The sequence below is a fragment of the Streptomyces sp. NRRL F-6492 genome (assembly GCF_001280125.1).
GTDB lineage: Bacteria > Actinomycetota > Actinomycetes > Streptomycetales > Streptomycetaceae > Streptomyces.
Genome location: NZ_LGEG01000116.1, coordinates 11,128 through 32,175 on the forward strand (window position 1 = coordinate 11,128; position 21,048 = coordinate 32,175).

The following is a 21,048-nucleotide window of genomic DNA, read 5'->3' on the forward strand; positions in this document are numbered from 1 at the left end:
TCACCGCTCGCCGCCTCCTGTCGTACGGGTCGTGCGGTCGAGTTCGGCCCCGCTCCTCGCCCACGTCCTGCGGACGTCCGTGCGGGGCGCGGCCGGGACGGCGGCGGAGGGGGTGCGGGACCGGTCCGGCAGGGTGCGGGCGGCGAGCGCGCCCACCAGGCCGCGCGCCGCCACGGCCGCCCTGCGGCGACGGCCGACGACCGCCCGGCGGTGCACCGCCGCGTACCCGTCCCGCTCGATGGCCGTCAGGATGTCCCGGTACAGCACGAAGGCGGCCCGCACGCAGGGCGCCGACACGGGGGCGAGCCGGGCGATGCCGGGCTCCGCCTCGCGGTAGACGCCCCGGGTCAGGGCGGCGGCGGCCCGCAGCGCGGCGGTGATCCGGGCGTCCCGGCAGCCGGTCAGCCTGCTCCACCTCAGCAGGTCGGGGTCGACCCCGTAGGCGGCGAGGAGGTCCAGGGGCAGGTAGACGCGCCCCCGGTCGAGGTCCTCGCCCACGTCCCGGAGGAAGTTGGTGAGCTGGAAGGCCCGGCCGAGCGCCGCCGCGTACGGCTCGGCCTCCGCGCGGGGGACGACGGTGCCGAGGACGGGGACCATCTGGAGTCCGATGACGGCCGCCGAGCCGTGCATGTAGGTGTGGAGGTCGGCGTACGTCGCGTACCGCTCGACCGTCAGGTCGCTGCGCATCGACGTCAGGAAGTCGGTGAAGTGGCGCTCGGGGATGTGGTGGCGGGCCCGGGCGTCGGCCGCCGCCATCACCACCGGTTCGCGGACCTCCCCGCCCTGGACGGCGTGCTTCCACTGGCTCTCCAGGACGTCCAGGGCGGCGGAGCGCTCCTCCGTCGTGGCGTCGGTGCCCAGGTCGTCGACGATGTCGTCGGCGCGCCGCGCGAAGCCGTACAGGGCGTGGACGGCCGAGCGCCGGTCGACGGGCAGGAGGCGGGTGGCCAGGAAGTACGTCCTGCCGTGGCGGGCGTTCAGGCGCCGGCAGGCGGTGTACGCGGCCCGCAGGCGCGGGTCGGTGATGCCGGCCGCGTCCAGCTCCCGGGCCGTCATCGCGTCGCCCCGCTCGCTCCGGGCACCCGGGTGCGGTCCGTCCCGGGCGGCGCGGGACGCCGTCCGGGGCGGGTGGGGCCGCCGGTGATGCGCGCGGCGGCGAGCTTGCCGGAGATCAGCACCGTGGGGACGCCCACGCCGGGTGTGGTGCCGCAGCCGGCGAGGACGGCGTTGGCCGTGCCCCGCACCAGGTTCCGGGGCCGGAAGGGGCCGGTCTGGGCGAAGGTGTGGGCGGCGGAGAAGGGGGTGCCCGCGGCGTGCCCCCGTGCCGTCCAGTCCGCCGGGGTCACCAGGGTCTCCTCCTCGATCGATTCGCCGAACCCGTGCAGGCCCCGGCGTTCCAGTTCGCGGACGAGCGCGTCGCGGTAGCGCGGTCCGAGTTCGCCCCAGTGGGCGGCGTCCGGTCCGACGCCGGTGTTCGGGCAGGGGGCGAGGACGTAGTGCAGGTGGCGGCCGGGCGGGGCGAGGGAGGGATCGGTGGCCGTGGGCCGGGTGATGAGCAGCGAGGGGTCGCTCATCAGGCGTCCCCGGTCGATCAGCTCGTGGAACGTGCCCTCCCACGCGTTTCCGAAGGAGAGCGTGTGGTGGGCGAGTTCGGGCCAGGTGCGGTCCGTTCCCGCGTGGACGACGACCGCGCTCGGGGAGTGCCGCAGCCGGACGGGGCGGCGGGGCTCGTGCCCGAGGAGGCCGTAGGCGACGGGCAGGTCGGGGGTGAGGACGACCGCGTCGCAGGGGATCCGGCCGTGTTCGGTGAGGACGGCGGTGACGCGGTCGCCCCGGCGTTCGAGCGCGGTGACCGGCTCGTCGTACCGGACGGTGCCGCCGGCCCGTACCACCGCGTCCGCCATGGCCGCCGGTACGGCGTGCATCCCGCCGCGCGGGAAGTACACCCCGGCGACCGTGTCCATGTAGGCGATCACCGCGTAGGCGGCGAGGGCCTTGGAGGGCGCCACGCCCGCGTACAGGGCCTGGAAGGAGAAGACGCGCCGCAGCCGCTCGTCCGACAGGAAGCGGGCCACGGCCCGGTCGAGCCGGCCGAAGCCGCCGAGGGCGGCGAGCCGGGCGAGGTCGGGGCGGAGGAGCTGGAGGGGCGAGTCGAAGTTGGCGTCGATGAAGCGGCGCATCTGGAGCCCGTACAGCTCCTCCAGCCAGCGGCGCAGTCCCCGGTACCCCTGGGCCTCGCGGGGTCCCGCGAAGGCGGCTACCTCCGCCTCCATGGCCTCGGGGTCGGTGTGCACGTCGAGGCGGGTGCCGTCGGCGAACAGCGCCCGGTAGGCCGGGTGGAGGGGGACGAGGTCGACCCGTTCGCGCAGGGATTCCCCCACCGCGTGGAAGGCCTCGTCGAGGATGTCGGGCATGGTGAGGACGGTCGGCCCGGTGTCCGTCCGGTAGCCGCCGAGGTCCAGGCGGCCGGCGCGGCCGCCCGGGAGCGGGTCGCGCTCGACGACGGTCACCCGGCGTCCGGCGCCGAGCAGGTGGAGGGCGGCGGCGAGGCCGGAGAGCCCCGCGCCCACCACGACGACGTGGTCCGTCGGTCCCGCGATCGCCCTCACCGGGCCTCCCCGATGAGGACCGGCAGGGTCGGCGGGACGGACGGCGCGGACGGGGGTGGTTCCGGCGCCGGCGCGGTGGCGCGCCCGGGTTCCAGTCCGCAGGCCGCCCCGAAGAGCTCCGCGATCCGGTCCGCGGCCTCCCGCGCGAGCCCGGCGCGCGCCACCGTCTCCGCGCCCCGGGCGCACAGCTCCTCGACCCGCCGGGCGACCCTGTCCCGGGCCCCGCAGGCGACGAGCAGGTCGAGCGCGCGGTCCACGTCCTCCTCGGTCGTACGGGCTCCGCCGGTGATCCGCTCCAGGAGTGCGAGCCCCGCCCGGTCCCCGAGCTCGGCGCACCGCTCCCCGGCGACGGCCAGGAGGTAGGTCGCCTTCCCCTCCCGGATGTCCTCGCCGACCGGCTTCCCGGTGGCCGCCGGGTCGCCGAAGGCTCCCCGCACGTCGTCGTGGAGCTGGAAGGCGAGCCCGGCGGCCCGCCCCGCCTCGCGGAGCGCGCGGACGGTGCCGTCGGGCGCTCCCGCGAGGGTCGCGCCCAGGGCCAGGGGGTGCCCCATCGAGTAGAGGGCCGTCTTCAGGACGGCCGTGCGCGCCGCCCGTTCGGCCGAGCCGTCGCCCGTGACCTGGCCGCGCAGGTCGAGGTACTGGCCCGCGACCATCTCCGTGCGCATCACCCGCCAGACCCCGGCGGCCCGGGGCGCCGACGGCAGCCCCGCCACGGATTCGGCGAAGGCGTCGTCGGCCCAGGCGAGGGCCAGGTCGCCGGCGAGGACGGCGGCGGCGCCGCCGAACGTGCCGCAGGGCAGCGTCCGCTCCCCCGTGCCGAACCGCGCGTCCAGCTGCACGTGCACGGAGGGGCGTCCCCTGCGCAGGGGCGAGCCGTCCATCACGTCGTCGTGGATCAGGGCGCACGTCTGGATCAGTTCGAGGGCCGCCGCGACCCCCAGGGCCGCCGGCGTCTCGCGCGCCCCGCCGCCGCTGCCCCGCAGCGCCCACCACAGGAACTCGGCGCGCAGCCGCCTGCCGCCGCCCAGGGCGAAGGCGGCGACCCGGTCGGCGATGTCGGACGCGAAGTCCGGATCGGCGTCCGCCGCGTCCGCCGTGCGCCGCCGGAGGACGGCGGCGAGGCACTCCTCGACGGCGGCCGGCACCCCCTCGTCTACCTGAAGCGGATCGCGCACGCGCATCGGTTCACCCCTCGCTCGCCGGGCGGCATCTCTTCGTCATCACGGGTCATTCAGTACCGCCGGGGGCATCGGATGCACCGTTCCTTGGGCCGCCCGGCCCAATGACCGCCCGCCGCCGCCCGCGCCCGCCCCGGGTCGGGCGACGCTACGATCGGGCCCGGTGCGGGAGCCCCGACGAACAGGTGCGCGAACCCATGACGGAGGAGCAGGCCATGACCTTGTTGCGAGACGCCGACCTCGCCCACGCCTTCGACCGCGCCTCGCGGACCTACGACCGGATGACCTCCGCGAGCCCCGGCTACCACCGGCACCTGCTCCGCTCGGCCCGCCGCCTCGCCCTGCCCGACGGGGGACGGGGGTGGTCGGTGCTCGACCTCGGCTGCGGTACGGGGGCGTCGACGCGGGCCCTGCTGCGGGCCGCGCCCGGGGCGTCCGTCACCGGGGTCGACGCGTCCGCCGGGATGCTCGACCGGGCGCGGGACAAGCCGTGGCCCCCCGGTGTCTCCTTCGTGCACGCGCCCGTGGAGGGCATGGCGGAGGCCGGACTGCGCGGCCCGTACGACGCGGTCTTCGCCGCCTACCTCTTCCGCAACGTCGCGGATCCCGACGGGGCCCTCGCCCGGGTGCGGGAGGTCCTGCGGCCGGGCGGGCGCCTGGTCGTCCACGAGTACGCCCTCGGCGGGCGGGCCGTCCACCGGGCGATGTGGTCGGCGATGATGGGCGCGGTCGTCCTGCCGTGGGGCCGCCGCCACGGGGACGAGGCGCTCTACCGCCACCTGTGGCGCAGTGTCCTCGCCTTCGACACCGCGCCCGCCTTCGCCGACCGGCTGCGCCGCGCGGGCTTCACGGACGTGCGGGCGCTCCCGCAGCCGGGCTGGCAGACGGGGATCACGCACACGTTCGCCGGGGTCAGGTCTTAGGGGGTGTCTTGTCTATCAAGGGTCGAGCCAGACGAGTGTGCCGGCGAGGGTGATGGCGGCGAGGTGGCGACCGGGGTGTTTGTCGTAGCGGGTGGCGATGCCGCGCCATTGCTTGAGGCGGTGGAAGCGGCGTTCGACGACGTTGCGGCGCCGGTAGGCGGCCTGGTCGAACCCGCAGGGTCGTTCCCGGCGTCGTCTGCGGCTGGCAAGTTGGTCGGTGCGTCCGTGGGAGCCGTCGACGCACACTCGGGACCAGTCCAGTTCGCCGGCCGCCTTCAGCTCGGCAAGCAGGATCCGGTGCAGCTGCTCGAAGACGCCGGCCTTCTGCCAGCGGTCCAGTCGCCGCCAGCAGGTCTGCCCTGAGCCGAACCCGAGCTCCACAGGCAGCAGTTGCCAGGTGATGTCGTTGTGCAGCACGTACAGGATGCCCTGGAAGCACAGCCGGTCCGGCACCGGCCGCGGCCCCGGCGACCGCTCAGGCCAGGGCGGCAACAGCGGCTCGATCAGAGCCCACAAGTCATCGTCCACGATCCACGGCCGAGTAGTCACACCATCCCGAACGGCCGAATCGTCACACCGGTCATGGTCGACCAGGACTCTTCAGCAAGATCGTGTTACGAGCTCGAAGCGCTTTCCGGGCGACACGCCCCCGGAATTCCCCGGGGGACGAATGCCCTCGCGTGCGGGGCCCCGCCACCCGGCACCGACGGCGGTCTTGTCCGCGGGCCCGCCCCGTGCGAATGTGACCGGCAGGTAACTTACCCGGCGTCCGGATCGGCGGTGCGGTCATGAGGGGCACGAGGCGTTCGTGGTGGGGATGGGGGAACGTCGAGGACGCGGTGACGGGCCGGGAGCGTGAGGAACTCACCCGGCGCACCGCCGCGTTGCTGCCGGGAGCCGACCTGACCGTGCACGAGGCTCCCCCGGTCGGGTCGTTCGGCGTCGGCCGGAGCAGGATCCAGGCGCCGCCTTCCCTGGTGCCGATCGTCTCCGAGGACGTGCGCGACCGGCTCGCGCACAGCCACGGGCAGGCGTTCCGCGACGTGGTGCGGGCGCTGCTCGGGCGGCTGCCCCACGTGCCCGACCTCGTGGTGCGCCCGACCTCGGAGGAGCAGGTCGTCGACGTACTGGAGTGGTGCGGCGACGCGGGCGTCGCCGTCGTCCCCTTCGGCGGCGGCTCGTCCGTGGTGGGCGGCGTCGAGCCCCGGGTGGGCGACGGGTACGCCGGTGCGGTCAGCCTGGACCTGGGCGCGATGGACCGGGTCCTGGAGGTCGACCGCACCAGCCGGGCCGCGCTCGTCCAGGCCGGGGTCTTCGGCCCGCACCTGGAGGAGCAGTTGCGCCCGGAGGGGTACACGCTCCGGTTCTTCCCCCAGTCCTTCGAGTTCTCCACCCTCGGCGGCTGGCTGGCCACCCGGGCGGGGGGCCATTTCGCGACGCGCCTCACCCGCATCGACGACCTCGCCGAATCGCTGCGGGTCGTCACCCCCAGCGGCGTCGTGGAGTCCCGCCGGCTCCCGGCCTCGGGCGCCGGGCCGTCCCCCGACCGGATGTTCCTCGGCTCGGAGGGGTCGCTCGGCGTCATCACGCAGGCCTGGGTCCGCCTCCAGGACCGGCCCCGGTGGCGCGCGGGCGCCACGGTGGGGTTCGCGGACCACGACGCGGGCGTGCGGGCGGTGCGCGCCCTGTCCCAGTCCGGGCTCGACCCGGCCAACTGCCGCCTCCTGGACCCCGTCGAGGCCTTCGTCAACGCCGGCTCCCCCACCGCCGTCCTGGTGCTCGGCTTCGAGTCCGCCGACCATCCGGTGGACGCGTGGATGGACCGCGCGCTGGAACTGTGCCGGGACCACGGCGGCACCCTGTCCGAGCCGGCGCGCCGCACCGACGCCGCCGACCGGTCCGCCCGCACCGGAGCGGCCGACACCTGGCGCGACTCCTTCCTGCGCATGCCCTACCGACGGGACGCCCTCGCCGCCCAGGGCATGATCGTGGAGACGTTCGAGACGGCGTGCACCTGGGACCGCTTCGACGCCCTGCGCGCGTCCGTCGACGCCGCGGCCCGGGACGCGATGCGCCAGGTCGGTGCGGAAGGCGTGGTGACCTGCCGCTTCACCCATGTCTATCCCGACGGTCCCGCGCCGTACTTCGGGATCTACGCCGCGGGCCGGTGGGGCAGCACCGTGGAGCAGTGGGACGAGATCAAGCGGGCGGTCTCCGAGGCGCTCGTCACCGGCGGCGCCACCATCACCCACCACCACGCGGTGGGCCGCGACCACCGGCCCTGGTACGACCGGCAGCGCCCCGAGCTGTTCGCCGCCGCCCTGCGGGCCGGCAAGGCGGTCCTGGACCCGGCCGGGATCCTGAACCCGGGAGTGCTCGTCGACCCCCTGCGCCCCGGGACCGCCCTGCCCGGATGAGCCCCGGACGCACGGCACCGCCGACGACGGGCCGCCCGGCCCGGCGGCCGGGCCGGGACCGTCAGCCCTCCCGGGTCATCTCCACCAGCTTGAGGACCGTGTTCCAGTTGCGGGCGGTGACCACGAGCCCCTCGGAGAGGGACGGCCGGGAGACGGCGTCGCCCAGCTTGGACCTGCCGAGGCCCTCGGGGACGTAGAGGTAGAGGACGCGGTCGCCGAGCGCGAAGGCCTCCGGGCGGTAGGCCTCCTGGTCGATCGCGGCGAAGCGCCCGGCGTCGGGCGGGCCCGAGAAGTAGAGGGCGTGCAGCTGCTTGCCCTCGACCCCGGCCGTGGGGAACGGGCAGGCGTCGGCGACGGCGGCGAGATAGGCGCCGTCGCGGACGAGGCAGTCCACGCGGAACCCGAACCGGTCCTCGATCGCGTCCTCGATCGCGGCCGTGAGCTCGGCCTCCGGGGTGCCGGCGGCGGTGGTGAAGACGGCGTTCCCGCTCTGGAGGTGGGTGCGGACGTCCCCGTGGCCGAGGCCTTCGAGGAGCGAACGGAGTTCCGCCATGGGGACCTTCCGGTGCCCGCTCACGTTGATGCCCCGGAGCAGCGCCGCGTATGTCTGCGTCATGGCCCCAACCTACGGCTCCGCCCGGGGCGGTGACGTCCCGGCACGGGGAGGCCACCGCGCCTCGTGGGGGGCGGCACGGTGGCCGCTTCGAACCCTGTCCGATGGAAGGGGGCGGGAGAAGGCCCGTCACCCTACTGTGACTTTTTCAACAAGGTTTCGTAATGACGGGCCGCTCGCGAACCGTTCATTTCCGCTGATAGCGGGCGAGCACCCGGTTGCCGTCCTCGACCAGGCGTCTGCGCAGCTCGGCGGTGTCGATGGCGCCGCTGTAGTACTCCTGGAAGGCCGGGGTCGCCACCTTGTCCTTCCACTCCGGATACCCCCGCACGGACTGCGCGGGCGCGGGCAGCAACCGCTCGGCCACGGCGGCGCCGGTCGCCCAGCCGTCCCGGTCCGTGCGCAGTGAGGGGTCCGCGAGCGCCGTCGTGCCGACGGGCAGCATCCAGTCGCCGCGCGCGAGCCGCACCATGTTCTCCGGGCGCAGGAAGAAGTCGAGGAAGGCCGCCGCCTCCTTCTTGTGCGGGCTGTCCTCGGCGATGGACAGGGTCTGCGGGGAGACGCCCTGGGCGAGCCCGGCGCTCCCGGCGGGGGCGGGCAGCACGGTCCACTCGAAGCCCTCGGGGGCCTGCTGGACGATCTGCTGCCGGTAGGCGAAGCCGAGCGGGACCATGGCGTACTTGCCGGCGAAGAAGCCGGGCAGGGTGTCCGAGCCGCCGCTGCCGAGCGTGGTGCGCGGGGCGGTGCGGTCGTCGACGACCTGGGCGCGGACGGTGCCGGGGACGACGGCGTCGGCCTCGGTGAAGCCGACGGTCACCCGGCCGTCCGCGCCCCGGTGGAAGAGCCGTCCGCCCGCCGACAGGCCCAGGTTGAGGCTGACGGAGACCGGCTCCTTGAGCGGCCAGGCGACGGCGTACCGGCCGGGTCCCATGCTCCGGGTGAGGTCCCGGGCGACCTGCCGGAACTCGCTCCAGGTCCAGGGGCTCCGCGGGGTGGGGATCCGGACGCCGGAGGACTCCAGGATCTTCCGGTTGGCGAGGATCACCCGGGGCTCCTGGAGGAACGGCACGCCGTAGACCCCCTCGCCGAAGGTGGTGGTCTCCCAGCTCCGGGCGGGTATGTCGGCGCGCAGCCGCGCGGACAGCAGCGGGCGCAGGTCGGCGAGGTGGCCGCCGTGGGCGAAGTCGGCGAGGTCGTCGGAGGCGTCGTGGACGATGTCGGGCGCCTCGCCGCCCTCGAAGGAGGTGAGGAGCTGGTCGTGGACGGAGTCCCAGCTGCCCTGCACGTACTCGACCCGGACGCCGGGGTGGGTGGCGTTCCACTCGTCCACCAGTCGCCGGTTGGCGTCGACGGACTCCTTCTGCCAGGCCAGGGACTGGAAGCGGAGCCGTACGACTCCGTCGTCGGGGCCCTCGTGCCCGGCGGCGCAGCCGGTCAGGAGCAGGACGAGGACGGCGAGGAACACGGTGAGGCGCCTCATGACTTCACCGCCCCGGCCAGCATCCCGCCGGTGATCCGTTTCTGGAGGACGGCGAAGACGACGAGGGACGGCAGGGTCGCGAGGAAGGCCGCGGCGGCGAGGGGGCCCAGGTCGGCGACGCCCTCGGCGCCGAGGAAGTGGGTGAGGACGACCGGCAGGGTCTGCTTCTCGGGGGTCTTGAGCAGGACGAGCGCGAAGAAGAACTCGTTCCAGGCGGTGACGAAGGCGAAGAGGGCGGTGGCGACGATGCCGGGGGCGAGCAGCGGGGCGGTGACCGAGACGAGGGTGCGGAGCCGGCCGGCGCCGTCGACGGCCGCGGCCTCCTCCAGTTCGGCCGGGACGGCCCGGACGTATCCGATCAGCATCCAGAGGGCGAAGGGCAGCGACCAGACCACGTAGACCAGGACGAGCCCGAACACGCTGTTGATCAGGTGCAGGTTCTTGAGGATCAGGAAGAGCGGGATGATCACGAGGACGAAGGGGAAGGCCTGGCTGATGACCACCCAGCCGGTGGCGGCGGTGGAGAGCCTTCCCCGGTGGCGGGCCGTCACGTAGGCGAGCGGGGTCGCGAGGGCCACCGCGATCAGGGCGGCGGAGACCGCGGCGACCAGGCTGTTCGCGGCGGCCCCGAGCAGCGGCTGCTCGTCGAAGGCCTGCCGGAAGTTGTCGAGGGTGGGGTCCTGAGGGATCCAGGTCGGGTGGAGCGAGGCCAGTTCGGGCGCGGGCTTGAAGGCGGTGGAGACCAGCCAGAGGAAGGGGAGGGCGAGGAAGGCCAGGTACCCGAGGAGGGCCAGGTACTGGCCCGTTCTGGCCGCCCTGCCGGTCCGGAAGGCGCTCATCGGTCCTGGTCCCCTTTCAGTCGGCGCACGAGGGAGAGGGCGATGAGCACGGAGACGGCGGCGACCATCACGCAGCCCATCGCGGCGGCGTAGCCGAACTGGCCGTAGCGGAAGGCCTCCTCGTAGGCGAAGAGCATGGGGAGCCGGGTCCGGCCGCCCGGTCCGCCGCTGGTGAGCACGTACACCAGGGCGAAGGAGTTGAAGTTCCAGATGAGGTTGAGGGCGGTGACGGCGAGGGCCACCGGTCGCAGCGCGGGCCAGGTGACGGTGCGGAAGCGGCGCCAGGCGCCGGCGCCGTCGAGGGCGGCGGCCTCGTGGAGTTCGCGCGGGGTGTTCTGGAGTCCGGCGAGCAGGGCGACGGTGGTCTGCGGCATGCCGGCCCAGACGCCCACGACGACGACGGCGGGGAGGGCGGTGGCGAGTCCGGAGAGCCAGTCGTGGCCCTGGCCGAGCCCGAGGTCCCGCAGGGTCTCGTTGAGGATGCCCGCGTCGGGGTTGTAGACGAGCCGCCACATGATGCCGACGACGACCTCGGGCATGGCCCAGGGGACGATGGCGAGCGCCCGGGCGAGCCAGCGGAACCGGAGCTTCTGGTCGAGGAGGAGGGCGAGGCCGAGGGCGAGCAGGAATTGGGGGACGGTGACCCCGACGGCCCAGAGCAGGCCGATGCGGAAGGACTCCCAGAAGAGGCCGTCGTGCAGCAGGTCCTGGAAGTTGAGGGCGCCGACCCAGCGGGTGGGCTGCGTGCGGCCGGACTGGGCGTCGGTGAAGGCGAGGGCGACGCCGTAGAGGAGCGGGCCGACGCTGAGGACGAGGATCGGCAGGAGTGCCGGGAGCACCAGGAACCAGGCGCCGAAGTCGGGGCCGCGCGGCCGTGCCCCCGGGGCGATGCGCGGTGTGCGCGCTCCGTCCGGCCGCTTCGTCGTGGTCATCGATCCCATGGCCCCTCCCCCTTCCGCCTGTTCCCGCCGGATCGTCCGTTCCTGCCGGATCGCTCGGTCCCGCCGGATCGCTAGGTCTTGCCGGCTCGCTCGGTCCTGTCGGCTCACCCGTTCCCACCGGATCGCCCGTTCCTGTCGGAGCACTCGGTCCTGTCGCTCCGGTCCGTCCGTCTACCCCTGCCCGCTGCCGTTGCCGGGCGAACCCCGAGGGAACCCGGAGGGGACCCCGAGCGCACCCCGCCACGACCCCGACGGGCCCGTGGGGGCCGCCGGGCCGATCTGCGGGGCGGGCCGGTCGGATGCGAGACTTCGACGCGAACGCACAGGTGAGGGAGAGGTCGATGGACGAGGCGCGGGCACGGGAGGTCCTGGACGGGGCGGGGCTGCCGGCCGGGGAGGCCGAGCTCCTCGCGCTCGGGGAGAACGCGGTCTTCGCCGCGGGCGACCTGGTGGTGAAGGTCGGCCGGGACGCCGAGCTGCTCGGGCGGGCGGAGCGGGAGCTGGCGCTCGCCGCCTGGCTCGCGCAGGCCGGGGTCCCGGCCGTGCGGGCGGCGGAGGAGAGGCCCCGGCTCGTGGCGGGCCACCCGGTCACCCTCTGGCACCGGCTGCCCGGGGCGGTCCGGCCGCCCGAGCCCCGGGACCTCGCCCCGCTGCTGCGGCGGGTCCACGCGCTGCCGGAGCCGGAGGGCTTCGTGCTCCCCCGCCGCGAGCTGCTCGGCGGGGTCGAGCGGTGGCTGCGGCTCGCGGGGGACGCGATCGACCCGGCGGACGCGGCCTTCCTGCGCGAGCGGCGCGACTCCTTCGCCCCGGCGGCGGCCGCCCTGACCCCGCGCCTGGCGCCGGGCCCGATCCACGGGGACGCCCTGCCCCGGAACGTCCACGTCGGCCCGGACGGTCCGGTCCTGGTCGACCTGGAGACCTTCTCCTCGGACCTGCGCGAGCACGACCTCGTCGTCCTGGCCCTCTCCCGGGACCGGTACGGCCTCGACCCGGCCGCGTACGACGCCTTCACCGGGGCGTACGGCTGGGACGTCCGGGAGTGGGAGGGGTGCGCGGTGCTGCGCGGGGCGCGGGAGACCGCGAGCTGCGCGTGGGTGGCGCAGCACGCGCCCACGAACCCGAAGGCCCTGGCCGAGTTCGAGCGGCGGGTGGCCTCGCTGCGGGACGGCGACCCGGAGGTGCGCTGGTACCCGTTCTGACGCCCGCTCCGGTGCCGGCCCCGGCACCCGGCCCGCCTCGCCGCCCGGTCGCCCCGTCTCCCGGCTCACCCCGTCCCCCGGCCCGCCTGACGCCCCGTCCGTCCCGCCGTCATGGCCCCGTCGAACCGGACGCCTGGAACGGAGAGGCGCGATGCGGGTGGAGCTGTCGGACGTCACGCTGGACGTCGAAGTGAGCGGGGAGGGGCCGGCCGTCCTCCTCGTGCACGGCTTTCCCGACAGCCGTCACCTGTGACGCCACCAGGTGACGGCCCTGGCCTCGGCGGGCTTCCGGTGCGTGGTGCCCACCCTGCGGGGCTTCGGCGCGTCGGACCGGCCCGAGGGCGGCCCGGAGGCGTACCACCCGGCGAAGCACGCCGGCGACCTGCTCGAACTCCTCGCCCGGCTGGACGTCGACCGGTTCCACCTGGTGGGCCACGGCTGGGGCTCGGGCGTGGCCCAGGGCCTCGCCCACGCGGTGACGGACCGGGTGCGGAGCCTGAGCCTGAGCCTGCTGACGGTGGGGCACCTGACGGCGAACCTGGAGGCGGGCCGGGAGCAGCGGCAGCGCTCCTGGTCCATGCTGCTGTTCCAGCTCGCCGGAGTGGCCGAGGACTGGCTCGCGCGCGACGACTTCGCCCAGCTGCGCGAGATGCTGGCCGAGCACCCGGACGCGGAGTCCGTGATCGAGCCGCTGCGGGCGCCGGGCGCGCTGACGGCCGCGCTGAACGTCTACCGGGCGGGGCTGCCGCCGGAGGTCCTGTTCGGCGCGGACAGGTCGGCTCCGCCGCTGCCGGAGGCCGTTCCGGTGCTCGGCCTCTGGTCGACGGGCGACCGCTTCCTGACCGAGCGCTCGATGTCCCGTACGGGCGAGCACGTCGCCGGGACCTGGCGCTACGAGTGGGTCGAGGAGGCGGGCCACTGGCTCAAGCTCGACCGTCCGGAGAGGGTGAACGAGCTGCTGCTCTCCTTCCCCAAGGAGAACGAGGCCGCCCGACGGCTCCTAGCGCGTCGGCACGACCGCGTCGCGCAGGGGCCACGAGGTCTCGACGACCGCCTCGGCGTCGCCCTTGCGGCGCAGGAAGGCCTGGAAGTCCTCGGCCCAGGTGCGGTACCAGTCGATCTGGCGCGCGTGGAGCTCGGCCGGGTCGAGGTCGGCCACCCGGCGGTGCCGCTCGGCTATCGCGACGGCGACGCGGACGGCGGCGAGCGCGTCGGCCGCGGCCTCGTGGGCGGATTCGAGGACGACGCCGTACTCCCCGCAGACCGCCTCCAGGGTCCGCTTGCCGCGCCGGTAGCGGTCGACGGCGCGGTCGATGGTGTACGGGTCGACGACCGGGCCGATCCCGGTCCCGCCGAGCCGTTCCTCCATCGGGGTCAGTCCGTGGCGGCGCAGCTCGGCGGCGAGGAGGGTGAGGTCGAACGAGGCGTTGTACGCCACGACCGGGACGCCGTCCTCCCAGTACTCCGCGAGGACCTTCGCGATCTCGTCGGCCACCTCCCGCACCGGCCGGCCCTCGGCCGTCGCGCGCTCGGTGGTGATGCCGTGGATCGCGGCGGCCTGGTGCGGGATGTCGACTCCCGGGTCGGCGAGCCAGTCCCGCCGCCGTGCGACGTGTCCCCCGCCGTCGACCTCCACGATCGAGGCCGTCACGATGCGGGCCTCCAGCGGATCGGTGCCGGTCGTCTCCAGATCGAAGCCGACCAGCGTCTCGCCGTGCCAAGCCATCGGGTCCTCCTTACGTGATCTCCCCCGTGGTACCGACAAGCCTTGCACGCGACACTGACAACCGCCCCGGGCGCCCCTCGCCGGGGTCAGGAGACGGGCCGGGAGTCGAGCCAGACCGATTCGAACTCCTCACGGTACGTCTCGAACAGCCCGTGATCCCCGTCACGGGCGTGCTGGTCGTGGCGGACCACGTTCCGGCCGCCGCCGCGCAGCACCAGGACGGGCGCCTCCATGCCCCGGGCCCGGCGCAGGTAGGACTGCACGACGCCGACCCCGTCGGGGCCGTCGCCGTCCACCAGGTAGGCGGTGAAGCGGGGGGTCTCGTCGAAGACGTGGATCTGGAAGGCGCCGGGGTCGCGGAGCTTGGAGCGGACCCGGCGCATGTGCAGGATGTTCATCTCGACCGAGCGGCTCAGTTCGCCCTTCTTCAGGCCGAGTTCCCGCTCGCGGCGCTTGACGGCGCTGCTCGCGGGGTTGAGGAAGAGGAGCCGGGTCCGGCAGCCGGACTCGGCGAGGCGCACCATGCGGCGCCCGGAGAAGTTCTGCACGAGCAGATTGAGGCCTATGCCGGTGGCGTCGAGGCGGCGGGCCCCGCCGAAGAGGTCCTCGGCGGGCAGCTGCCGCTGGAGCCGGACCCGGTCGGGGTGGACCTGCACCACGTCCGCGTACCGGTCGCCGACGAGGTCCTCGACGGCGTCCACGGGCAGCCGGTCGGCGGACGGGACCCCGGCCCCGCTGCCGAGGATCTCCAGGATGCGGGCGGAGGCCCGCTCGGACTGGGCGAGGACGGTCAGCGAGAGGGCCCGGTTGCGGGAGACGACGTTGCGCGTGACCTCCAGCTCGTCGAGGGCGAGCTCGACCTCGCGCCGGTCGTCGAAGTAGGGCTCGAAGCAGGGCCAGTGCTGCACCATCAGCTCGCGCAGTTGCGGGAGCGTGAGGAAGCTCAGGACGTTGTCGTCGGCCGGGTCGAGGAGGTAGCCCTTGCGGCGCGAGACCTCGCGCACGGCGACCGCGCGCTGCACCCACTCCTGGCCGGCCGGTCCGGCGGCGGCGACCACCCACTCCTCGCCGTGGACCGGTTCGTACACGGGCCGCAGGACGGCGGCGACGACGGCCCGCAGGCGCTGTTCGACGAGATTCAGCCAAATGTAGGCGCGGCCGGCGCGCTGGGCCCGGGTGCGGACCTCGCTCCAGGCCTCGGCGTCCCAGTCGAGCTCGGCCCCTATCTCGACCGGCCGGGCGACGGCGACCGTGCCGGGGGGCGCACCGGCGCCCGGCGGCACGCCGGTCCCCGGCGCTGCGGCCGCTCCGGGCGGCGCCCCGGCGGGGCCCGCGGGGCCCCCGTCCCGGCCCGCGTCCCCTGGGGGCAGCTCCAGACCTCCCGAGCTCACCCGCGCACCGCCTTCTGCTCCTGGACGCTCGCTCCGACCACTCCGACAACGATCAAGGAAGGGTACTCCGCGAGCGGGAGGCGGTGCAGCAGGATCGTCAGGCTCCTTCCTCAACTGGCAAGTCGGAAGCGCCTGTTCCCGGGGTCGAGATCGGGTGGAGTGAGCGGATTCATAGCGGTTGCGCCCCCGGGTGCCGGCGGGGTCCGGCCGGTGGCCCGGCGCCGGCCGCGGGCCCCCGCTTCCGGGCGACGCGGCGGAACCCGATGTTGACCCCGGAGGCGGTCCGTCCGGTGTCTCCCGAGTTGCCCGTTCCCCCGAGTGGCGGGATGTCATTTCGTACACATTTCCTCCCCCGTCCCCCTCCCGGTCGGCGGTCACCCGCAGGGCCGGGCGAAGTCCTAGGCGCTCGCCCCTCTTTCGGGCAGGATCTGGCCGAAGACCATCCAGAAAGACCCGGACAGAAGAGGAATAGTCGTATCCATGCAGGTCTGGCCGGGACAGGCGTACCCCTTGGGCGCCACCTATGACGGTGCGGGAACCAACTTCGCGGTCTTCTCGGAGGCCGCCCACAGGATCGAGCTGTGTCTGCTCCACGACGACGGCTCGGAGACGGCGGTGGAGCTGCGCGAGAGCGACGCGTTCGTGCGGCACGCCTATCTGCCGGGCGTGATGCCCGGACAGCGGTACGGGTTCCGGGTGCACGGCCCGTACGCCCCGGAGCAGGGGCTGCGCTGCAACCCGGCGAAGCTGCTGCTCGACCCGTACGCGCGCGCGATGTCGGGACAGGTCAAGTGGAGCGAGGCGGTGTACGGCTACCCGTTCGGGAAGCCGGACGCGCGCAACGACCTCGACTCGGGCCCGCACACGATGGCGTCGGTCGTGGTCAATCCGTACTTCGACTGGGGCGACGACCGGCGCCCGCGCACCGAGTACCACCACACGGTGATCTACGAGGCCCACGTGAAGGGCCTGACGATGCTGCACCCGGACCTCCCCGAGGAGCTGCGGGGGACGTACGCGGGTCTGGCGCACCCGTCGGTGATCGGGCACCTGAAGGAACTGGGCGTGACGGCGCTCGAACTGATGCCCGTCCACCAGTTCGTGAACGACCACCGGCTCGCGGACGCGGGGCTCTCGAACTACTGGGGCTACAACACGATCGGCTTCTTCGCCCCGCACAACGCGTACGCGTCCTGGGGCGACCGGGGCCAGCAGGTCCTGGAGTTCAAGTCGGCGGTCCGGGCGCTGCACCAGGCGGGCATCGAGGTCATCCTCGACGTGGTCTACAACCACACCGCCGAGGGCAACCACCTGGGCCCGACGCTCTCCTTCAAGGGCCTGGACAACCCCTCGTACTACCGGCTCGTGGACGAAGCGCCCGCGCACTACTTCGACACGACCGGCACCGGGAACTCGCTGCTCATGCGGTCCCCGCACGTGCTCCAGATGATCATGGACAGTCTGCGGTACTGGGTGACCGAGATGCACGTGGACGGCTTCCGCTTCGACCTGGCGGCCACCCTGGCCCGCCAGTTCCACGAGGTGGACCGGCTCTCGTCCTTCTTCGACCTGGTGCAGCAGGACCCGGTGGTGAGCCAGGTGAAGCTGATCGCCGAGCCGTGGGACGTGGGCGAGGGCGGCTACCAGGTGGGGAACTTCCCGCCGCTGTGGACCGAGTGGAACGGAAAGTACCGGGACTGCGTGCGGGACCTGTGGCGGGGCGAGCCGCGCACGCTCGCGGAGTTCGCCTCCCGGCTGACCGGCTCCTCCGACCTGTACCAGGACGACGGCCGGCGCCCGCTCGCCTCGGTCAACTTCGTGACCTGCCACGACGGCTTCACGCTGCGCGACCTCGTCTCGTACAACGAGAAGCACAACGAGGCGAACGGCGAGGACAACCGGGACGGCGAGAGCCACAACCGCTCGTGGAACTGCGGCGCGGAGGGCGAGACCGGGGACGTCGGGATCGCGGAGCTGCGCGCCCGCCAGATGCGCAACTTCCTCGCCACCCTGATGCTGTCGCAGGGCGTGCCGATGCTCAGCCACGGCGACGAGTTCGGGCGGACGCAGGGCGGCAACAACAACGCGTACTGCCAGGACAACGAGGTGTCCTGGGTCCGATGGCCCAAGGAGAACAGCGAGGCGGAGGCCACGCTGCTGCGCTTCACCCGGGCGATGGTGCGGCTGCGCCGCGAGCACCCCGTCTTCCGGCGGCGCCGCTTCTTCCACGGGCGGCCGGTCGAGGGCACCCACGACGAGCTGACCGACATCGCCTGGTTCACGCCCGAGGGCGAGGAGATGACGTCCCGGGACTGGCAGGCGGCGCACGCGCAGGCGCTGACCGTCTTCCTCAACGGGAACGCGATCTCGGAGCCGGGCACACAGGGCGAGCGGATCGCCGACGACTCCTTCCTGCTGATGTTCAACGCCTCGTCGAAGGAGCTGGAGTTCTCGGTGCCGGACAGCCACGGCCACTACTGGCGCATGGTCGTGGACACCTCCGACCCGCAGGGCATGCCGCCGCACGAGGGGCCGGAGCTGGCGGGCGGCGAGCGGGTGAGGCTCGCGCCGCTCAGCCTGACCGTGCTGCGCCGGCCGGCCTGATCCCCGCCTCCGGGCCGCGGCCCCGCCGGGAGACCGGCGGGGCCGTTCGGCGTCATCCTTTCGGGGGAATCCGGTGCGGTGGGCCCGGGAGGACGCGCGGGCGATGACACAGAACCCCTCCATCGGGGTACGTACGTTCGCATGACCTCCTTTCCGGCCCCCTCCCCGCTCCCGCGCCCCGCCGCCCTGCCGACCGCCACCTACCGGCTCCAGCTCCAGCCGGACTTCCCGTTCGCGGCCGCCGAGCGGGCCGTGCCGCACCTGGCCGGTCTCGGGGTCTCCCATCTGCACCTCTCCCCCGTCCTGGAGGCGGTGCCCGGCTCGACCCACGGCTACGACGTCACCGACCACCGATCCGTACGGGCCGAGCTGGGCGGCGAGGAGGGGCTGCGGGCCCTGGCCGCGACCGCGCGGGCGCACGGGCTCGGCCTGGTCGTGGACCTGGTGCCCAACCACATGGCGGCCTCCCCCGTCCACAACCACGCGCTGCGCGCCGTCCTCCGCGACGGCCCCGACTCGCCGTACGCCCGCTGGTTCGACGTGGACTGGCGGGCCGGGGACGGCAGGCTGCTGCTCCCGGTGCTGCCCGCCCGGCTCCCGGAGGTACGGGACCGGCTGCGGGTCTCCGGCGGGGTGCTGCGCCTGGACGGGCAGGAGTTCCCGCTGCGCCCCGGCACGGAGGGGCTGCCGCTGGACGAGCTGCTCGACGCCCAGTGGTACCGGCTCGCCTGGTGGCGCCTCGCCCGCACCGAGCTGAACTACCGGCGCTTCTTCACCGTCTCCGACCTCATCGGGGTGCGGGTGGAGGAGCCCGGGGTCTTCGGGGCGACCCACGCGAAGATCGTGGAGCTGGTCGCGGACGGGGTGGTCGAGGGGCTGCGCATCGACCACCCGGACGGCCTCGCCGACCCGCAGGGCTATCTGGAGGACCTGGCGGAGGCGACCGGCGGGCGCTGCTGGACGGTGGTGGAGAAGATCCTCACCGGTGCGGAGACGCTGCCGGACGCCTGGCCGGTCGCGGGCACCACGGGGTACGACGCGCTGCGGCGGCTCGACGGGGTGTTCACCGACCCGGTGGGCGCCGACACGCTCGCCGAGCTGTACCGGGGGTTCGTCGGCAAGGCCGCCGACCGGGGCGGCCGCTGGGAGGCGACCGAGCGGCGCGCCGCGTACGAGGTGGTCGGGCACGACCTGGCCGCCGAGACGGCCGCGCTCACCCGGATCGCGGAGCGGATCTGCGCCGCCGACCCCGCCCTGCGGGACCACGCGCCCTGGGCGCTGCGCACCGCGGTCCGGGAGCTGCTCGTCCGGGTCCCGGTCTACCGGACCTACCGGACCGGCGGCGAGGAGGTGATCACCCCGGAGGCGGCGCGCGGCGCGAAGGCCGCGTTCGCGGTGGAGGAGGAGGCGACGGCGGTCGACCTCGTGCGGGAGCTCGCGCTCGGGCTGCGGGGCGACGGGCCGGAACACCGGGCGTTCCGGGCCCGGTTCGCGCAGACCTCCTCGGCGCTGCGGGCCAAGTCGGTGGAGGACACGGCCTTCTACCGGTACACGCCGCTGCTCTCGGCGAACGAGGTGGGCGGCGACGCGGGGCGCCCGGCGGTGCCGGTGGAGGAGTTCCACGCGTACTGCCTGCGGATCGCCCGGGACTGGCCGGCCACGGGCACGGTCCTGTCCACCCACGACACCAAGCGGAGCGCGGACGTGCGGGCCGCGATCGCGGTCCTCGCCCAGTGCCCCGAGGTGTGGGCGGAGCTGCTCGGGGAGGTCGCGGGGGTGCCCGCGCCCGACCAGCACCTGGCGTGGACGGCGTGGCAGACGGCCTTCGGCCTGGGCACGCCGGACGCGGACCGGCTGGTGCCCGCGCTCCTGAAGTCCGTGCGGGAGGCCGGGCTGCGGACCAGCTGGACCGAGCCGGACGAGGAGTACGAGCGGGCGGTGGCCGAGTTCGCGGCGGCCGGGCCCGGCCGGGTCCCGCTCCGGACGGCCTCGGAGGCGGCCTTCGCCCTGGAGCCGCACATCCGGGCGCACGCGCTCGGCGCACTGCTCGCCCAGCTGACGATGCCGGGGGTGCCGGAGCTGTACCAGAACACGGAGCGGGAGTACCGGGCGCTCGTCGACCCGGACAACCGGGCGCCGTTCGCGGCCGGCCCGGACGACGACCGGACGGCCCTGGTCCGGGCGGCGCTGCGGCTGCGGCGCGAGCGTCCGGAGGCCTTCGGGCCGGGCGGTGCGTACGCGCCGCTGACGGCGGAGGGGCCGGCCGCCGACCACTGCCTGGCGTTCGCCCGCGCGGGTTCGGTGGTGACGGCCGTGACCCGGCTTCCGCTGCGGCTCGCGGAGGCGGGCGGCTGGCAGGACACGGAGCTGGTCCTGCCGGAGGGCCGCTGGGCCGACGCCCTGGGCGGGGTGCGGGAGTTCACCGGCGGTCCGGCGACGGAGCTGAAGCTGGCGGAGCTCTTCGAGGAGCGGCCGGTGGCGCTGCTCGCCCGGATCCCGGACGAGGCGGGATGACGGAAGGGGGGCGCGGACCGCGCCCCCCTTCGCGGGTCAGGAGCGGCTGGCCCGCGTGACCTCGCACTTGGTGTACTCGGAGCCGTCGCCGGTGCCGGGGTACGCGGTGGTCACGTCGACGCTCTCGGAGGCGCCCGCCGCGACCGCGACGTCGGTCGTGGTCGCGGTCGCCGCGACCGCGGAGGTGCCCTCGAACCTCAGCGTGACGTCGTAGTCGTAGTCGAGCGCGCCGTCGTTCTTGATGGTGATGCGCGCGGTGAGGTTCTTGGTCGCCGCGTCGTAGGCGCACGTGTCGATGGTGACGTCGCGCAGGGCCTTGTTCGCGCCGCTGGAGCCGCCGGACACGGAACCGCCGGAGGTGCCGTCGTTGTCGTCGTCGTCGTGGTGGGAGCCGCTGCCGCCGGAGCTGCTGGAGCTGGACCCGGAGCCGCTGTGGCTGTCGCAGCCGCCACCGCCCGAACCGCGGGCGCCGGTCAGGGCGACGAGTGCGATGCCGAAGACGGCGAGTGCGCGGACATGACGCATCTTCATGTTTCAGACCCCGTTGAAAGTGGTATTCAATACGGCTCGTTTGACGAGCGCACGACACCCTAGCAGCGACGGGGAGCGCCGGT

Annotated in this window: 16 protein-coding genes and 1 pseudogene; 6 read left to right on the forward strand and 11 right to left on the reverse strand. The window is 74.4% G+C overall.

What is annotated here, in order from left to right; all coding sequences use genetic code 11:
* From ADL08_RS11175 to ADL08_RS11185, 3 genes are read right to left on the reverse strand one after another with little or no spacing between them, the layout of a single operon-like run.
* Positions 1-1,056: a phytoene/squalene synthase family protein gene (locus ADL08_RS11175; protein WP_078968112.1), complete on the reverse strand. Its 1,056-nt coding sequence runs from the start codon at positions 1,054-1,056 to the stop codon at positions 1-3.
* Positions 1,053-2,609 (reverse strand): phytoene desaturase family protein, encoded by a 1,557-nt coding sequence (gene crtI, locus ADL08_RS11180; RefSeq protein ID WP_053641940.1) that lies wholly within the window; start codon positions 2,607-2,609, stop codon positions 1,053-1,055. Before crtI ends, ADL08_RS11175 begins: the two co-directional genes overlap by 4 nt.
* Positions 2,606-3,784 carry a polyprenyl synthetase family protein gene (locus tag ADL08_RS11185; protein WP_234352099.1) on the reverse strand — a complete coding sequence of 393 codons (1,179 nt, stop codon included), beginning with the start codon at positions 3,782-3,784 and terminating at the stop codon, positions 2,606-2,608. The genes crtI and ADL08_RS11185 overlap by 4 nt, the downstream gene beginning before the upstream one ends.
* Before the next feature lie 218 nt (positions 3,785-4,002).
* On the opposite strand from ADL08_RS11185, the gene ADL08_RS11190 reads away from it, so the two are divergent.
* Entirely contained in the window at positions 4,003-4,710 is a 708-nt protein-coding gene (locus ADL08_RS11190; protein ID WP_053642024.1) for a methyltransferase domain-containing protein, read from the forward strand.
* A 15-nt stretch (positions 4,711-4,725) separates the two neighbouring features.
* Here the strand turns inward: ADL08_RS11190 and ADL08_RS39170 are convergent, their stop codons facing one another.
* The gene (locus ADL08_RS39170) at positions 4,726-5,238 is read right to left on the reverse strand and encodes a transposase (protein WP_078970564.1); all 513 of its coding nucleotides are present in this window, start codon (positions 5,236-5,238) and stop codon (positions 4,726-4,728) included.
* Positions 5,239-5,498: 260 nt separating this feature from the next.
* Between ADL08_RS39170 and ADL08_RS11200 the strand changes: the two genes are divergently transcribed.
* Positions 5,499-7,127 carry an FAD-binding oxidoreductase gene (locus ADL08_RS11200; protein ID WP_053641942.1) on the forward strand — a complete coding sequence of 543 codons (1,629 nt, stop codon included), beginning with the start codon at positions 5,499-5,501 and terminating at the stop codon, positions 7,125-7,127.
* 61 nt (positions 7,128-7,188) lie between these two features.
* On the opposite strand, the gene ADL08_RS11205 is transcribed toward ADL08_RS11200, so the two are convergent.
* From ADL08_RS11205 to ADL08_RS11220, 4 genes are all read right to left on the reverse strand, one after another.
* Complete coding sequence (locus ADL08_RS11205) at positions 7,189-7,743, reverse strand: DUF1697 domain-containing protein (protein ID WP_053641943.1); 555 nt, start codon at positions 7,741-7,743, stop codon at positions 7,189-7,191.
* Positions 7,744-7,927: 184 nt separating this feature from the next.
* Complete coding sequence (locus tag ADL08_RS11210) at positions 7,928-9,220, reverse strand: ABC transporter substrate-binding protein (RefSeq protein WP_053641944.1); 1,293 nt, start codon at positions 9,218-9,220, stop codon at positions 7,928-7,930.
* Positions 9,217-10,059 carry a carbohydrate ABC transporter permease gene (locus tag ADL08_RS11215; protein ID WP_053641945.1) on the reverse strand — a complete coding sequence of 281 codons (843 nt, stop codon included), beginning with the start codon at positions 10,057-10,059 and terminating at the stop codon, positions 9,217-9,219. Before ADL08_RS11215 ends, ADL08_RS11210 begins: the two co-directional genes overlap by 4 nt.
* Entirely contained in the window at positions 10,056-11,000 is a 945-nt protein-coding gene (locus ADL08_RS11220) for a carbohydrate ABC transporter permease (RefSeq protein ID WP_420709592.1), read from the reverse strand. Before ADL08_RS11220 ends, ADL08_RS11215 begins: the two co-directional genes overlap by 4 nt.
* A gap of 341 nt (positions 11,001-11,341) precedes the next feature.
* On the opposite strand from ADL08_RS11220, the gene ADL08_RS11225 reads away from it, so the two are divergent.
* Positions 11,342-12,199: an aminoglycoside phosphotransferase family protein gene (locus tag ADL08_RS11225; protein ID WP_053641947.1), complete on the forward strand. Its 858-nt coding sequence runs from the start codon at positions 11,342-11,344 to the stop codon at positions 12,197-12,199.
* 262 nt (positions 12,200-12,461) lie between these two features.
* Positions 12,462-12,716: pseudogene (locus tag ADL08_RS38980) on the forward strand (alpha/beta fold hydrolase); the annotation flags it as partial.
* A gap of 483 nt (positions 12,717-13,199) precedes the next feature.
* Here ADL08_RS38980 and ADL08_RS11235 read toward each other — a convergent pair.
* Together ADL08_RS11235 and ADL08_RS11240 are read right to left on the reverse strand one after the other, a co-directional pair.
* Positions 13,200-13,925, reverse strand: a complete 726-nt coding sequence (locus ADL08_RS11235; protein ID WP_053641948.1) for a 3'-5' exonuclease — start codon at positions 13,923-13,925, stop codon at positions 13,200-13,202.
* An 86-nt stretch (positions 13,926-14,011) separates the two neighbouring features.
* Positions 14,012-15,208 carry an SAV2148 family HEPN domain-containing protein gene (locus ADL08_RS11240; RefSeq protein ID WP_053641949.1) on the reverse strand — a complete coding sequence of 399 codons (1,197 nt, stop codon included), beginning with the start codon at positions 15,206-15,208 and terminating at the stop codon, positions 14,012-14,014.
* A 588-nt stretch (positions 15,209-15,796) separates the two neighbouring features.
* Between ADL08_RS11240 and glgX the strand changes: the two genes are divergently transcribed.
* Complete coding sequence (gene glgX, locus ADL08_RS11245; protein ID WP_053641950.1) at positions 15,797-17,920, forward strand: glycogen debranching protein GlgX; 2,124 nt, start codon at positions 15,797-15,799, stop codon at positions 17,918-17,920.
* Between the two features lie 141 nt (positions 17,921-18,061).
* Entirely contained in the window at positions 18,062-20,434 is a 2,373-nt protein-coding gene (treY, locus tag ADL08_RS11250) for a malto-oligosyltrehalose synthase (RefSeq protein WP_053641951.1), read from the forward strand.
* A gap of 36 nt (positions 20,435-20,470) precedes the next feature.
* Here treY and ADL08_RS11255 read toward each other — a convergent pair whose 3' ends face one another.
* A complete protein-coding gene (locus ADL08_RS11255; protein WP_053641952.1) occupies positions 20,471-20,965 on the reverse strand; it encodes a hypothetical protein in 495 nt (164 codons plus the stop codon).
* Between the last annotated feature and the right edge of the window lie 83 nt (positions 20,966-21,048).

What these genes read in the sequence shown, in the direction of transcription:
- ADL08_RS11175 (WP_078968112.1), bottom strand. Translation starts at nt 1,056, where the DNA reads ATGACGGCCCGGGAGCTGGACGCGGCCGGCATCACCGACCCGCGCCTG.
- ADL08_RS11190 (WP_053642024.1), top strand. Translation starts at nt 4,003, where the DNA reads ATGACCTTGTTGCGAGACGCCGACCTCGCCCACGCCTTCGACCGCGCC.
- ADL08_RS11200 (WP_053641942.1), top strand. Translation starts at nt 5,499, where the DNA reads ATGAGGGGCACGAGGCGTTCGTGGTGGGGATGGGGGAACGTCGAGGAC.
- ADL08_RS11205 (WP_053641943.1), bottom strand. Translation starts at nt 7,743, where the DNA reads ATGACGCAGACATACGCGGCGCTGCTCCGGGGCATCAACGTGAGCGGG.
- ADL08_RS11210 (WP_053641944.1), bottom strand. Translation starts at nt 9,220, where the DNA reads ATGAGGCGCCTCACCGTGTTCCTCGCCGTCCTCGTCCTGCTCCTGACC.
- ADL08_RS11215 (WP_053641945.1), bottom strand. Translation starts at nt 10,059, where the DNA reads ATGAGCGCCTTCCGGACCGGCAGGGCGGCCAGAACGGGCCAGTACCTG.
- ADL08_RS11220 (WP_420709592.1), bottom strand. Translation starts at nt 11,000, where the DNA reads ATGGGATCGATGACCACGACGAAGCGGCCGGACGGAGCGCGCACACCG.
- ADL08_RS11225 (WP_053641947.1), top strand. Translation starts at nt 11,342, where the DNA reads ATGGACGAGGCGCGGGCACGGGAGGTCCTGGACGGGGCGGGGCTGCCG.
- ADL08_RS11235 (WP_053641948.1), bottom strand. Translation starts at nt 13,925, where the DNA reads ATGGCTTGGCACGGCGAGACGCTGGTCGGCTTCGATCTGGAGACGACC.
- glgX (WP_053641950.1), top strand. Translation starts at nt 15,797, where the DNA reads ATGCAGGTCTGGCCGGGACAGGCGTACCCCTTGGGCGCCACCTATGAC.
- treY (WP_053641951.1), top strand. Translation starts at nt 18,062, where the DNA reads ATGACCTCCTTTCCGGCCCCCTCCCCGCTCCCGCGCCCCGCCGCCCTG.
- ADL08_RS11255 (WP_053641952.1), bottom strand. Translation starts at nt 20,965, where the DNA reads ATGAAGATGCGTCATGTCCGCGCACTCGCCGTCTTCGGCATCGCACTC.